The 14,638-nt window shown below is 40.2% G+C and carries 11 protein-coding genes and 1 pseudogene; 7 read left to right on the forward strand and 5 right to left on the reverse strand.

All coding sequences use genetic code 11. From position 1 onward, the window contains the following. Window positions 1-447 precede the first annotated feature (447 nt). Window positions 448-1,893, forward strand: coding sequence for an OmpP1/FadL family transporter (locus C4S38_RS13065; protein ID WP_099463336.1), 1,446 nt, complete (start codon window positions 448-450; stop codon window positions 1,891-1,893). Window positions 1,894-2,055: 162 nt separating this feature from the next. On the opposite strand, the gene glgP is transcribed toward C4S38_RS13065, so the two are convergent. Both glgP and C4S38_RS13075 read right to left on the reverse strand, forming a co-directional pair. Beyond that, window positions 2,056-4,626, reverse strand: a complete 2,571-nt coding sequence (gene glgP / locus C4S38_RS13070; RefSeq protein WP_103984068.1) for an alpha-glucan family phosphorylase — start codon at window positions 4,624-4,626, stop codon at window positions 2,056-2,058. Window positions 4,627-4,730: 104 nt separating this feature from the next. Beyond that, entirely contained in the window at window positions 4,731-6,389 is a 1,659-nt protein-coding gene (locus tag C4S38_RS13075) for a glycosyltransferase (RefSeq protein WP_103984069.1), read from the reverse strand. A 129-nt stretch (window positions 6,390-6,518) separates the two neighbouring features. Between C4S38_RS13075 and C4S38_RS13080 the strand changes: the two genes are divergently transcribed. From C4S38_RS13080 to C4S38_RS13095, 4 genes are read left to right on the forward strand one after another with little or no spacing between them, the layout of a single operon-like run. Continuing rightward, window positions 6,519-6,809 (forward strand): hypothetical protein, encoded by a 291-nt coding sequence (locus C4S38_RS13080; protein ID WP_103984070.1) that lies wholly within the window; start codon window positions 6,519-6,521, stop codon window positions 6,807-6,809. A gap of 2 nt (window positions 6,810-6,811) precedes the next feature. Continuing rightward, window positions 6,812-7,360: a 1-acyl-sn-glycerol-3-phosphate acyltransferase gene (locus C4S38_RS13085; RefSeq protein ID WP_103984071.1), complete on the forward strand. Its 549-nt coding sequence runs from the start codon at window positions 6,812-6,814 to the stop codon at window positions 7,358-7,360. Between the two features lie 11 nt (window positions 7,361-7,371). Continuing rightward, entirely contained in the window at window positions 7,372-8,151 is a 780-nt protein-coding gene (locus tag C4S38_RS13090) for an amidohydrolase (protein ID WP_103984072.1), read from the forward strand. Continuing rightward, the gene (locus C4S38_RS13095; protein ID WP_103984078.1) at window positions 8,148-9,389 is read left to right on the forward strand and encodes an MFS transporter; all 1,242 of its coding nucleotides are present in this window, start codon (window positions 8,148-8,150) and stop codon (window positions 9,387-9,389) included. Before C4S38_RS13090 ends, C4S38_RS13095 begins: the two co-directional genes overlap by 4 nt. Before the next feature lie 6 nt (window positions 9,390-9,395). Here the strand turns inward: C4S38_RS13095 and C4S38_RS13100 are convergent, their stop codons facing one another. The 3 genes and pseudogenes from C4S38_RS13100 to C4S38_RS13110 all read right to left on the reverse strand — a co-directional run bounded on the left by C4S38_RS13100 (window position 9,396) and on the right by C4S38_RS13110 (window position 12,224). Continuing rightward, window positions 9,396-11,015: an RluA family pseudouridine synthase gene (locus C4S38_RS13100; RefSeq protein ID WP_103984073.1), complete on the reverse strand. Its 1,620-nt coding sequence runs from the start codon at window positions 11,013-11,015 to the stop codon at window positions 9,396-9,398. An 11-nt stretch (window positions 11,016-11,026) separates the two neighbouring features. Continuing rightward, a pseudogene (locus C4S38_RS16115) lies at window positions 11,027-11,167 on the reverse strand (endonuclease VIII); the annotation flags it as partial. Between the two features lie 238 nt (window positions 11,168-11,405). Beyond that, window positions 11,406-12,224, reverse strand: coding sequence for an SDR family NAD(P)-dependent oxidoreductase (locus C4S38_RS13110; protein WP_103984074.1), 819 nt, complete (start codon window positions 12,222-12,224; stop codon window positions 11,406-11,408). A gap of 132 nt (window positions 12,225-12,356) precedes the next feature. Here C4S38_RS13110 and C4S38_RS13115 point away from each other — a divergent pair, with 132 nt between their 5' ends. After that, a complete protein-coding gene (locus tag C4S38_RS13115; protein WP_146059489.1) occupies window positions 12,357-12,542 on the forward strand; it encodes a hypothetical protein in 186 nt (61 codons plus the stop codon). 70 nt (window positions 12,543-12,612) lie between these two features. After that, complete coding sequence (locus C4S38_RS13120) at window positions 12,613-14,559, forward strand: hypothetical protein (RefSeq protein ID WP_103984076.1); 1,947 nt, start codon at window positions 12,613-12,615, stop codon at window positions 14,557-14,559. Window positions 14,560-14,638 lie beyond the last annotated feature (79 nt).

Raw genomic sequence — 14,638 nt, forward strand, 5'->3', positions numbered from 1 at the left:
TAGCTGTAAAACGTCATAGAAGAAAGCCGCTTCCGGATTATCCGGGAGTGGCTTTTTCTTTTGGCTGTATTCATGGTTCATCAGATAAGTACATAATTAGTTCACATTTATTTTTTACTACACCGGTAGGCTACTGAATTTACGAATCACATTTCCGAAAGTAGTAACCTTCAGACCTCTGGCAAAAAACGAATTCATAGTAAAGATTTTGGAAAATCATAATAATGGTTTTTTTGAATCATTACTATGAATATTTGTAGATAATGAGCTAAGATAGTCATTAAAACCAATTGTACATTTGTTTGATAAACTGTTTTGCACAAAAAGCACTTCTTTGTGCCGCACAATTTGACTAAAAATGTGCAATGGTAAGGAAAAGTATTTTATCTTTGTCCCCGTTTGTGCCAGGGATGGCAATAGAATGAGGTATTAACTAATTAATAATTTATGAAGAAAATTATCGCTTTAGCATGTCTTTCCATGCTTCCAATGTCTTATGCTGCGGCAGAAGGTTATCAGGTAAATGCACAAAGCACAAAGCAGTCTGGTATGGGCCATGTGGGTACTGCTATGAAACTGGGGGCCGAAAGTATGCATTTTAATCCGGCCGGTATGGTTTTTATGGATAAGAGTGTAGACTTATCGGCCGGTATAACTGGTGTGTTTGCCAACGGTAAGTTTGCGGGAGATAATGGATACGTTCAAAAAACGGATAATAAGGCAAGTACGCCTTTGTTTGTATATGCCGGTTTTAAGATTTATGATTTCCTCGCTGCCGGTATCAGTGTAAATACCCCTTATGGTAGTGCCATTAACTGGGGGCGCGACTGGAAAGGCGCTCACCTGGTACAGGATATCTCTTTAAAAGCGTTCAATATTCAACCTACTGTTTCCTGGAAGATTATGGATAACCTGAGTATTGGTGCCGGTCTGATGATGGAATTTGGTAATATCGAACTGAACCGTGCCTTGATAGCGCCGCGTGCAATGACAGGTTTGGCTGAAAGTATGATGGGGCAACTCGGTCCGATATTGGAAGCTATGCCTCAATATAAGCCGATTGTTGATCAACTCGTGTCAGAAATGTCCAAATATGACGAAACATCTGCAGTTTCTGCTTCTTTGAAGGGGGATGCCGGTATTCGTCTGGGGTTCAATGTCGGAGCCATGTACGATATTAACGATAAATTTACTGTCGGTGTATCTTACCGTTCAAAAGTAAAAGCCCGTGTAAAAGAAGGTGATGTTCGTTTGAGCTATGCCAATGAATTAGGCTTCAAAGGATTGTTGGAACAGGTGAATGGTTTGATTAGCCAACTGGGTTCTATACCGGGTATTCCTAAAGATGGTATTCAGATTCCCCCGTTAGACCAGGCTACTTTCTCAGCTGAATTGCCGCTACCGGATAACTGGAATGTCGGTTTGACTTACAAGCCTACGGATCGTTGGATCGTATCGGGAGAAGTTCAGTTCGTCGGTTGGGGTGCTTACAACTCATTGGTTGTGAATTTCTATCCGGCTTCAGAATTGAGCCAATATGATATCGATGCTCCGAAGAAATACAAAAACTCACGTATTTATCGTCTGGGAACTCAGTTTGCAGCAACAAATCGTCTCGATCTTCGTTTAGGTGCTTATTTCGATGAAACTCCGGTAGAGGATAATTACCTGAATCCGGAGACTCCGAGTATGAATAAGTTGGGTATCACGGCCGGTTTGAGTTTCCGTCCGCTGGAATCTTTGTCTGTTGATTTCGCATTTTCTTATGTGACCGGTTTCGGACGCGACGGTTCTTATACGGATCTCGATCTGTTAGGAAAACCTCGTACATTCGGTGGACATTACAATGTATATGCTTTAATGCCTTCTATAGGTGTTTCGTATGCGTTCTAAGGAGTTTTTTGATTTGTGATTAGTCACTCTAAACCGTTACAGTTATTGGACAAAACTAAAATATTCAGTAAGAGGTTGTGGCAAAATGAAGTGAACCCCGAAAGTTAGATAAAAAACTTTCGGGGTTCATTTCATTTTGATATTTATAGTTTATCAGAATTATTATTGTTGTAACCAACGAACATAAGCGAAATCCTGACGATGAGGTAATTCTTTATTTACCGGATAAACCCGGAAGCCTAAGTTTAGGTTGCCTGCCTCTGTCGGAGTACTTGTAAGAGAGAAGAATAATTTAGAACCTTCTTCTTTCATCAGTTTGAAAGATTCAACAGAAACAAGTTCCAGTGTATGTTTTTCCGGATCTTCTTTAGTTATTACCATATCAACTCCGAGCATACCTCGTAATTCGTGACGGTCGATAACTAAATTAAATGTGTAATTCTGCCCAATAACCGGACCGTTTAACAATAAGTCTTGGTCGCAAGTGAATGATTCTACCTGGAAACTATCCCAGTGCTCTGCCACTTCTTCTTTCCATGCTGCAATCTCTTTTGCCATTGCGTAATTGTTTTCCTGAAGATGAGCCGAACGTGTAGCCAGTTTACTATAGAAACGGTTTTCATAATCATCTAACATGCGTTTCATTGTATAGTCGGGAGCAATCTTTGAGATTGAATTTTTGATATACTGAATCCAGTCTGGAGAATATCCCTTGCTGTTCTTAGCATAATAAGTCGGGATTATTTCGGTTTCCAGAATATGGTAGATTGTTGCGGCATCTAATTGATCTTGATACTGTTGGTTTTCGTAAGTACGCTTGTCGGTTAATGCCCAACCAGCGCCTTCGCGATAGCCTTCATACCACCATCCGTCAAGTACGGAAAAGTTAAGAACACCATTCATTTCCGCTTTTTCTCCAGACGTACCGGAAGCTTCCAATGGACGGGTCGGTGTATTCAGCCATACGTCAACGCCTGAGATTAAACGACGGGCTAAACGCATATCGTAGTTTTCCAGGAAAATAATCTTTCCTAAGAATTCCGGACGACGTGAAATTTCTACAATATGTTTAATCAGGCCTTGTCCGCCACCATCAGCCGGGTGAGCTTTTCCTGTGAATACAAACTGGATTGGGTATTGTTCGTTATTTACAATTTTTGCCAAACGGTCTAAATCAGTAAATAACAAGTGAGCGCGTTTGTATGTAGCAAAACGGCGACCGAAACCGATCATTAGTGCATTCGGATTGATTTTTTCAAGGATTGACATTACTTTTGAAGGATCACCTTGGTTTTTCAACCAGTTACCTTTGTATTGTTCTTTGATATAATCAATCAGTTTGTTCTTTAAAGTCTTGCGTATTTCCCAGATTTCTTCATCAGGAACGTTTTGAATTGCTTCCCAGTATTTCTTGTTAGATTGGTCGCTAAAGAACTTTTTATCGAATTTTTCTGCATAGAATTTCTTCATTTCTGTAGCAGCCCAAGTTGGCATGTGAACGCCATTTGTAACATATCCTACATGTAGTTCATCCGGGAAATATCCTTTCCAAACCGGAGCGAACATTTTTTGAGATACTTTACCATGCAACCAGCTTACACCATTGGCTTCCTGGCATGTATTCAAAGCAAATACACTCATTGAGAATTTTTCATTTGATCCGGGGTTTTCACGTCCCATATCAATAAATTCTTGCCAACTGATACCAAGTTTGCCTGGGAATTCGCCCATATACCGACCGAATAGGCCTTCATCAAAATAATCATGACCAGCAGGAACCGGAGTATGAACTGTGTAAAGAGCAGATGCACGGACTACTTCAAGGGCTTGATTGAAGGTCAATCCATCCTTTTGAATATAATCTACAAGGCGTTGAGCATTGATAAGTGCTGCATGGCCTTCATTGCAGTGATAGATTTGTTTTTTGATACCAAGTTTGTTTAGCATCATGATACCGCCGATACCCAGCAAATATTCTTGCTTCATACGGTTTTCCCAGTCGCCACCATATAACTGATGGGTGATAGAGCGATCCCATTCACTGTTCTGAGGAATATCTGTATCCATCAAATACAAAGGAATACGTCCTACGCTTACTTTCCAGATATGTGCATAAACTGTTCTTCCCGGGTAAGGAACCTCCAATAACATGGGTTCTCCGTTGGATTGCATTACCTGTGTAAGTGGTAATGTATTGAAGTTTTGAGCTTCATAATTTGCAATCTGTTGTCCGTCCATAGACAAAGATTGTGTAAAATATCCGTAACGGTATAAGAAGCCTACGGCACATAAATCTATATTACAATCGCTGGCTTCTTTCAGATAATCGCCGGCCAGTACACCGAGACCTCCTGAATATATTTTTAACACATTCGTTAAACCATATTCCATACTGAAATAAGCAACCGATGGTTTTGTTGTATCAGGCTTTACATTTACGTAAGCTTTGAAATCGGCATACACCTTTTCCATTTCCGCTATAATAGCTTTGTCTGCCAAAATTTCTTCTATACGTTTATATGGAAGTTTTTGTAGCAATAGTACAGGATTGCCTTCTGTTGTTTGCCAAAGCTTTTCATCTAATTTGCGGAATAGTTTGGCACCTTCATGATTCCATACCCACCAAAGGTTAGTAGCCATTTCGTAAAGCGGTTCCAACTGCTGAGGAAGCTTTGAATGTGAGTAAACCTCTTTCCAGATCGGACTGTTTGCGTTATTCGCCTTGATTTTCATTATCGTGAAGTTTAATAAGTTTCTTTTTATGAATAAATGATAATCTTTCTTCTTTTTGTAAAACTGTGCAAAGATAGGATTATCTTCTTAATTATGAGTTATGTTTAGTTGTTTCTTTTCTGGGCTTGCTCTAATGCTATGCCGAAAGCTGTTTTATAATAAGTAATAAATTTGCTCCATTCGGCTTTGCTGGCAATGTCAAAACAATGTTGTTTGATGGTTTCAGTTTCTTTTTTGTCTTTCTGTGCGTAAGACAATATATAATTTGCAATAGTATCGGCAACTTCGAAATAATTGAAGTCTGTACGATTAACAACGGCAACGCCTTCGTTAATATCATTTCCCGATACTGTTTTTGCAGCCCATAATCCGAAACCTGCCAGGTTTGTTGTAATTGTAGGAATGCCAAACGCTATACTTTCCAATGGGGTGTAGCCCCAAGGTTCGTAATATGAAGGGTAAACGGTGACATCCATGCCAATGAGCAAATCGTAATAAGCTTTATTGAATATACCGTCGGATCCGTCCTGATAACAAGGTACGAAGATAATTTTCATCTTGTCGGATGCCTTATTCGTAAAGCCTGCATGTGTAATATAGTTTAATACCTTATCTTCCCGCATTTGGTGTAGCCAGTGTGTAATAAAAGGTACTTGTAGAGGTGAAGTCGTTTTAATATCTTTTTCTATAACTTCTTTCAAATCTGCACGGGCATCACGAACCCATGCCGGAACCATAATGAATGCTATTGCTTCGCGTTGCAAACGACCGGATGTACGTACGCGGTTCATCGCTTCGATAAATACATCGATACCTTTGTTTCGATATTCATAACGTCCGCTGGTAGAAATTAATAAAGCATCCGAAGATATAGGGCTGCCCAAAAGTTTCTCTGCTACATTAATTAATGTGCGACGTGCGATAGCTCGTTTTTCTGTGTATACTTTTCCTTCCGGAACAAAGTTGCGTTCAAAGCCGTTGGAAGTAACAATATTCGGTGCCTTGTCTAATAATTGCTTACATTCATGGGCAGTAATATCACTAACCGTAGTAAAACAATCTACATAGTGAGCCGCTTGTTTTTCCAGTGAATGTTTGGCTTCCATATTCAACTCTCTGGCCATCTGATCTCCGTTATAACCATCCATATAGGCATACAAAGCTTTGTTATTGCCTGCAATGGAACGACCGATAGATGTGGCATGTGTTGTGAATAATGTGGCAATGGCCGGAAGTTGTTTTTGGATATAAAGTGCCCCCATTCCCAACATCCATTCATTGAATAAGGCGGCTACTTTCTTGTTTTCCAACTTATAAAAGTGATAAAAGCTTTCTATTACTTTGCCAACAGCAAGAGCGAAAATGCAAGATTCGTCGTAGTCTCCGTAAGCATGCATCGAATCAACCTTGAAATGTTCCCACATAGAAAAATAGAAAGCATCACGCTCTTTGAAAAAAGGTTTGAAGTCGACTAAGACTACAGGAGGCGTTCCAGGAACATTCCATCGGCCGACCTTGATATTTAGTTTCTCTTGGGATAATGCATGTTGTTTCCAATCGGCAAACAAGACTGTATCTTCGATAAAGTCAGGAGTTTTTGTGTCTGTCCATACATCCGGGCCAATGAAAACTATTTTGTCATTAAAGATTTGTTGTAATGTATGCGCTTTCGTTGAAAGGACAGTGTAAATTCCTCCTACTTTATTACAAACTTCCCAGCTACTTTCAAACAGGTACTCTGGCGTCGTTATGTTATTGCTCATATATGATATTGTTTATAATCAGTAATTTCACGCTTGCAAAGATAGTCTATTTTATGTTTTTTCTTCACTATTCAAAGGTATTTAATAACAATATTCCTAACTTTGTGGAAGTTTAAATACAAATGAAGTATGGCTAAAAGAAGAATTTTAAAGAAAGACATCAGCTATGTGGCTGGTGATTTATTTACAGAAGCACTAGTATGCAAGTTGTATATTCCCGGCGTAAATCAAGAAAAAGCCGATGTTGTGATGGCTCGAATCTTGGATATGCAAGATGAATATGTACGTCGTGCCAATCGTCCTGATGCGAAGGAAAATAAGGCATTAGTAAAAGAATATTATCGCAAGCTCAGAGCTGACTTGCAGTCGGAGGTAAATGCCATTGCTACCGAAATTGGCTCTCTGAGCAAAGAAAAGTAAGCATGAAGAAAGAAATTTGTAAAGCAATACTCCGGTTAGCAGGATGGAAACTTGGCCCGGTTGATGGTGTTGAATTGCCGAAATGCATAATATGTGTTGCGCCTCATACCAGCAACTGGGATTTTATCGTAGGAAAGTTATTTTATACATCAATTGGGTGTAATGCAGGCTTCCTTATAAAGAAGGAATGGTTCTTTTTTCCTTTTAACCTGTTGTTTAATTGGTTGGGTGGAGTTCCGGTTGATCGCGAAAAACGAACATCTGTTACAGAACAGATGGTGGAAATATTTAATACGCGTGATAAATTCCAGTTGGCAATTACTCCCGAAGGTACGCGCAAGCGGGCAAAAGAATGGAAAAAGGGTTTCTATTATATTGCTTTCAAAGCAAATGTGCCGATAGTGATGGCTTACTTTGATTATGGAAAGAAAGAAGTCGGAACAAAAGGTGTATTTTATCCTACGGGAGATGTTGATAAGGATATACACGAAATACGTATGCATTATCGTGGAATTACGGCTTGTCATCCGGAGAATTTTGTTGAAATTTAATGTGCAATAATATGGCCGACAATTTGCGTATCAGTATGGTTCAGTCTCATATAATATGGGAAGACCGGAATGAAAATTTGGAATATTATGGAGAGTTGCTTCGCCGTGTAAGCGGTAAAACGGATATAGCCGTTCTGCCGGAAACATTTACTACCGGCTTTTCTATGGAAGTAGAGAAGCAGGCAGATACAATGGATGGCGAAACAATACGTTCTGTAAAAAAATGGTCTCATAAGTATGGTATAGCTATTGTCGGCAGTTTTATAGTAAAGGAAAACGGTAAATATTATAATCGTGCATTCTTTATTACGCCTGATGGCGAAGAATATTACTATGACAAGCGTCATTTATTCCGCATGGCCGGTGAAGATAAACATTTTTCTGCCGGTGATGAGTGTGTAATTGTTCGTTACAAAGATTGGAATATTCGTTTGCTGGTATGCTATGACCTCCGTTTTCCGGTTTGGAGCCGGAACGTAAATAATGAATATGATCTCCTTATTTATGTGGCGAACTGGCCTGAGCCGCGCAAGAAAGTATGGAAAGTGCTGCTTCAGGCACGTGCCATAGAGAATATGTGTTATGTATGTGGCGTGAATCGTGTGGGTGTAGATGGAAAAGGATTCTCTTACCGTGGAGATTCGATGGTGTTTGATCCCAGGGGTAAAAAGATGGCCGATGCCGGTAAGCGGGAAGAGATAATGCGTACATGTACGCTCCTGAAAAACGAACTAAATGACTTTCGTGCTAAATTTCCGGCATGGAAGGATGCAGACATCTTTCAGTTATGAAAAATCCCTGGAGTTGGATTCCCTCATTGTACTTTGCGGAAGGTTTACCTTATGTGGCCGTAATGACGCTCTCTGTCATTATGTACAAGCGGCTCGATATATCTAATACGGATATAGCTTTATTCACTAGTTGGCTTTACTTTCCGTGGGTTATCAAACCGTTGTGGAGTCCGTTTGTGGATTTGATCAAGACGAAGCGTTGGTGGATTTACGCCATGCAACTGTTTATCGGAGCCGGCATGGCAGGCGTTGCATTTGTCCTTCCCGGCGATTTCTTCTTCCGGGCTACGTTGGCATTCTTCTGGTTGATGGCTTTCAGTTCGGCTACACACGACATTGCCGCCGACGGCTTTTATATGCTGGGACTGACGCAGGATCAACAAGCATTCTTCATCGGCATACGTAATACCTTCTATCGGGTGGCCATGATTACCGGGCAAGGTCTGCTGGTTATGCTAGCCGGTTTTCTGGAAAAGTCTACCGGACGTATTCCTTTCTCCTGGAGCATTATCTTCTTTATTATAGCAGGTCTGTTTGTTGGACTGTCTTTATGGCATCGATCTGTATTGCCTCGCCCGGCCGAAGATGCTCCGCGTCCTCAGGTTACGCCGTCTGTCATCATGGTTGAGTTTATGAAGACATTTGCCAGTTTTTTTCGTAAGAAAGGTATTATTCCGGCAATACTCTTTATGCTTACTTATCGTTTGGGTGAATCGCAACTGGTGAAACTGGCTTCTCCCTTTTTGCTGGATAGTCGCGAGACTGGCGGATTGGCGCTGTCTACGGCACAGGTAGGTTTTGCTTATGGCACGGTTGGTGTAGTGTCTTTGTTGCTGGGAGGCATTTTGGGCGGACTGGCTATTGCGCGGAAAGGATTGAAGCAGTGGCTTTGGCCTATGGCTTTGGCTATTTCATTGCCAAATCTGGTTTATTTATACATGGCGTATGCTATGCCGGATAATATATTCATTATCAACGCCTGTGTCGCTGTCGAGCAGTTTGGCTATGGTTTCGGTTTTACTGCTTATACCATGTATCTGATGTTGTTTGCCGAAGGCGAATATAAAACTTCACATTATGCCATCAGTACCGGATTTATGGCTCTAGGCATGATGTTGCCAGGTATGGCTTCCGGTTGGATTCAGGAGCAGATTGGCTACCAGTATTTCTTCGTCTGGGTAATGATTTGCTGTATTCCGGCTTTCCTGGTTCTTCCTTTCCTGAAGTTTAAACGCTGATTCTTTTTAAAAGGTTTCTTCTTTCTCCACGCAGATCGTTTCTCCTGTAACAGGATGGCGGAATGTTATGGCAACGGCGTCCAGATAAAGCCGTTCAGCTTTTTTTCCATATAATTCATCTCCGATTATAGGTGCATTCAGCCCTGATGTATGAGCTGCATGAACGCGTAATTGGTGCGTTCGTCCAGTGTACGGATAGAATGCAATTCGGGTTATGCCATCCTTATATCCTAGAACCTGATATTCCGTAACAGACCGTTTTCCGTATTTATCGCTCACCATTTGTCTGGGTCTGTCCTCCGGATCAAGGCAAAGAGGTAGGTCAATTATGCCCTGAAATAAAGAAACCTTTCCCTCTAATAAAGCGATGTAGCGTTTCCTAATTGTCCGGTTACTAAACTGGATTTGCAGATTCTGATATACTTCCATTGTTTTGGCTACTATCAATAGCCCGGAAGTAGCCATGTCGAGCCGGTGTGCCACCAAAGGGCCGGTTGCTTCCGGATATCGTTTCTGCATCTCACTGTAGACCGAGTTCAGATGCAGCTTACCCGGAACAGAAGGCATTCCGGCTGGCTTATCCACTACCGCCAACCATTCGTCTTCCCACAAGATACGGAGTTCTGTTTCCTTTGGGAGCTCTTCTGCCAATGGATTCGGATCTACCTCTAATCCCTGAAGCATGTGGTTGAGAATTGGCTCGCATTTCCCTTTGCAGGCCGGATAATAATAGCCATGCCGCCGTATTTCCGCTTTGGGCGATTGTCCCCACCAGAATTCGGCCATCGCTATGGGATGCAGTTTCTTCAGATAAGCATATTGCAAAAGACGGGGAGCGGCACATTCACCAGCACCGGCAGGAGGCAGTTGATGTTTAGCCTGCTCAAAGATTGCTAACAGGTTCTTGCTTTCACCACGTGCGTTTAGCATCCTGAATTGTTCGAAAAGTTTTTGTTGCAAAGCGGCGGAGCGTTCCTTCCGTTCTGCCTTTAGCCGGTTTATCTCTTGTTCAAATGTTTCTACATTTGCTTGCAAAGAACTGATCCGCTCTTTCCAGTGATTTTTCAACCGTTTAAACTCCGCCTTTTCATATTGGCTTTCACGTATCATAGCAGCTTGCTCTACCGCATCCGGATGATTCATACGGCATGCATCCCGCTTTTTTTTTGCATTGGTTAACTGTGCTTTTGCAACTTTTAAAGACAATTCAGCTTCCTTTGTTTGTTGCCTCAGATGTTGTTTGCATGCCTGGTATTCTTTACTTCCTGCAATTGCTTCGATTTGCTTGTTTATAGATGATATCCGGTCTTCTTCCGGTTTGAAGAATCCCTCCGGTTCCAACAAATCATAAATAGGAGGAACGAAGTAGGGATGTAGGTTCTTTCCGGCCAACGTACCCGAGAAAGCTGCCAGAAAGCCCAGTTTTCCCATATGGTTCTTTGTGATCAATACACCAAACATCTTCCCTTGTTCCAGTTCCTCTCTCCATTCTTCTTGTTTTTCCAGATAAGCTTGCACTTCTTGGGCGGCCTGTACACATAACGGATGAGGTATATAATGGAAAGGATAGGTAAACCGTTGAGGCAGGGCAGGGGACGAATCCTGTATATGAAGTAAATGAAACATGCCGCGCGGTTTTATAGTTTTTGGCATTCGGGACAATAGTAAACCGATCCTCCCATATAGGCTTCTTTCACAATGCCGTAGCCACAGAGCGGACAAGGCAAATCGTATGTGTTTTTCGACAATATCGACTTGTAGCCGCCCAGCATCTGGTATTTCTTTGGAATAGTTGTTTTGCTCTCGTTATAGCGCATATTTATACCGTCGAAAATACTTAGGAATATCTTATTGTCGAACTTGATGTCTACAAATATCCCTTTCCCTTCTGTCGAATCAATGCGTTTGCCTGCAAATAATTTGCTGTATGCTTCGGGTAATTCTATCATATTCTGTTAGCCTGGTTTATAATGTTATTCTAATGACGTGTGTAATTCAGTTAATATGCGTACCATGCTATTCGGTGTAAATCATCTTTTTCGTCATTCCTCCGTCAATGGTGATATTTTCTCCATTGATGAAATCGTTTTCCTCCTGACTTAGGAATAGGCACATACGTGCAATATCTTCTGGTTTTCCGACCCGTTTGGAAGGATGTTGGGCATGATCGGCAGGTAGAAGCTGATCGTAGTCACGTGTTTGTATCCAACCCGGGGCAATGGAATTGACAGTGATGTGCAGATCTGCCAGTGACATAGCTAATGCGTGAGTAAGCGAATAGATACCGCCTTTGGAGGCCGCATATCCTTCGCAGCCCGGTTCACTCATCAGGTAACGGGTGGAGCTTATATTGATAATCCGTCCAAACCGGTTCGGGATTTCTTGCGATTGCCTGTGCAGGGCAAGCTGCCGGGAGGTGATAAATGCCGGGCGGAGATTGACGGATAGAATCCGGTCAAAATCCTCTACACTGGTTTCCGTAATAGGAGAAAACTGGCTGATACCTGCGTTGTTAATAATGATATCGATATCTCCCCAGTCAGCAAATAGGTGTTGCATACACTTTTCTAAAGCATCTTTGTCGTTTATATCTACGTGATAAAAATCCGTTCCTGTTTGAAGAGCAGTCTCTTTTCCTGTTATCTCGTTCTGGTCGCAAAAAGCAACCCGATGGCCTGCGCTGCGAAACATTTTTACTATGGCTTTACCTATACCTTCGGCTCCTCCGGTAATAAAAACCCTTCTGGTTTTATGGAAAATGTTTACTCTTTTCGTACCGGATGTTTTCCGTGTCTGATAAGCTTCTAGTTTTTTTTCGAGGTAGTTGTCTGCCATATTCTGTTTATTTAAGTAGCAAATGTAGTTATATCTGTATTAAGTTTATATAAGTCGTATAATTACGTGTAAAGATAATAAATATAAATATTATGTATAACTTCGTATGTGAATATGGTAAATATTGAATTTATGAAAATACAGAGGAACAAGGTCAGGAAAAGTATCTCAATAGAAGATTACATCAAAGCCTCCAAAAAAGGAAATCGCATGGCCGAACAAGAACTGCTTGGCCCGGGCTTTCATTCATCCGACCGTGTGCACCAGTCCAAGAAACTTTATTCCCGCAAACAGAAGCATAGGGGAGAAGAAGGATAACTGCTTTTTAAGAGGAAGTAATAAGGTATTGTTTATTTGCTGTTTATCGGATATACATAATCGTAAGGAAATGGAAAAACTTAATTTGCTATTTGATAATACTTTGAAAAATATTAGGGAGCAAAAAGGCTTTAATCCTTTTAGTCCTTCTTTTTCTAAAGAGAATATAAAGAAGATACGTGAAGATATTGTATTTGTTGCAAATTCGGAAACTAATATGAATGAAGAAAAGAAGTCTGGAATAATTCAGATACTTCATTTATGTGATACAACATTCCTTATGAGTGATTTCAGTAAAAAGGGATATGCACATTTAGATAGTCTTATAGCCAAAAGTAATTTTTCACAAAAAGAATTGCTTTATTTTTCGTTTGCGGCTTTGAGCCGCGATTATCAACTTGTGCAGAAAGAGCTTTCGGATAGAGCCAAACCTGACAAGGAAAGGGATAAAGGTGGAAAGGTATTTTCATTTATAAATGAGGCCGATTTTAAAATAAAGTCTCCGGATCAATCAATTGGAGAAATAAGTGCCTCAGGACTTGTCGAAGCAGGTGTCGACTCTTTGAATACACTTGTGAAATATTTGCTGTATAAAGATGTAAATGATTTTATAGTTGATCCGATTGAAGGGAACCTGGATAGCGTTGATACTATCATGGACTTATGCCAAAGCTGCAATATTATAAATATGATGAAATATAATTATGAAAATGCAGTTTGGAATGAAGGCTTTTTTGTATTAAATGAAAAGGTGCTGAAAATTGATTTTTTCTCTCATCATGAACTTAAATTAAAAGCAACAGGCCTTCGGATAATGTATCAGAGGGTTTTTAGCCAGTATTCGATCCTTATGTCTTCTTCTTTCAAATATCCGTATCAGGCAAAAAAGCGGATAAAGAATTGTTCTGTAGAGAATGGTTATTTAAAATATAAACTTTCTGATGGACAGGATAAAGAAGAAATATCTCATGGCATGAATATGCAGGCATCCCTGAACGCATACTACGAATTTCTTAAAAAAGTCCCGTTTTCGGCATACGGTAACCTGGATATAGATAAAGTGTTTTTTATGTTTAACCTGGTATCATATTTGTTTACCGTTGCTTCTAAGCTTCAGATACCGGAAACTGCAATAATGGAAAAAGAAAGATTTTATTCTTATCCGTTTAGAATTGCGAAAAGAGATTTAATAGAATATCTGAAAATACGTGCAGGTTTTAGTTCTGGAGAAATACATTCTTTTTTATCTCTTTTAGAATATGACGGGACAGGGTATCTTAATTTATGGAATACTCCGTTTCTTTGTCAGGGAGCGGATTATCTGTTTACTTTATTGCCGTTGACTTTTCCAATGACTTATAACCTGATTGACTATTGGCTGGAAAAAGGAGGGATATCATTGAAAGACCGCGGTAAACATTTGGAGCAGTATATTATAAAAAAACTGATAAGCGGAAGACCCAAACAGACGTTTCCTTATATAGTAATAGAACAGAAGAAATTTCGTATTGACGGGGGGAAATCCGAAGAGATCGACTTATTAATTAGTATGGATTCGACCCTGATTGTAGCAGAAGTGAAATGCATACGATATCCGATGGAAGTCAGAGATTACCATAATGCACTTAAACGGTTGAAAGAAGGATGTTCCCAGGCTCAAAGGAAAAAGGAATATATTAAAAATAATCATGAACATTTCTGCAATCTAATTGGAGATTATAAGGATAAAACCATATTGGGAGTTGTTATTACCAATTATCCTCTATTCTCTGGTTTTCTGCGTTTGGGTATCCCTATTGTAGATGCTCATTCATTTGAATCTTACTTTACCGGAGGCTCTATTCTTTGTAGAAGTGCTTTCCAAGAAGGAGATAAACATGTAAATCAGGTTGAGGGAGCACAACCGTTATATATGACTAATGAAGAGTTTAATAAAAATATAAACCATTATTTAATGCACCCTCCTGTAGTAGAAATGGTTATGGATAATACAAGTATAAATATGAAATCCCCATGAGATAAAAAAAACTCGCCAAAGAGAATGAAAATAGTTAAGCTGAAGTTACCTTTGTAGTATCAACTCTACAAATGATTCG

The sequence above is a fragment of the Parabacteroides chinchillae genome, assembly GCF_900108035.1.
In the GTDB taxonomy this organism is placed as follows: domain Bacteria; phylum Bacteroidota; class Bacteroidia; order Bacteroidales; family Tannerellaceae; genus Parabacteroides; species Parabacteroides chinchillae.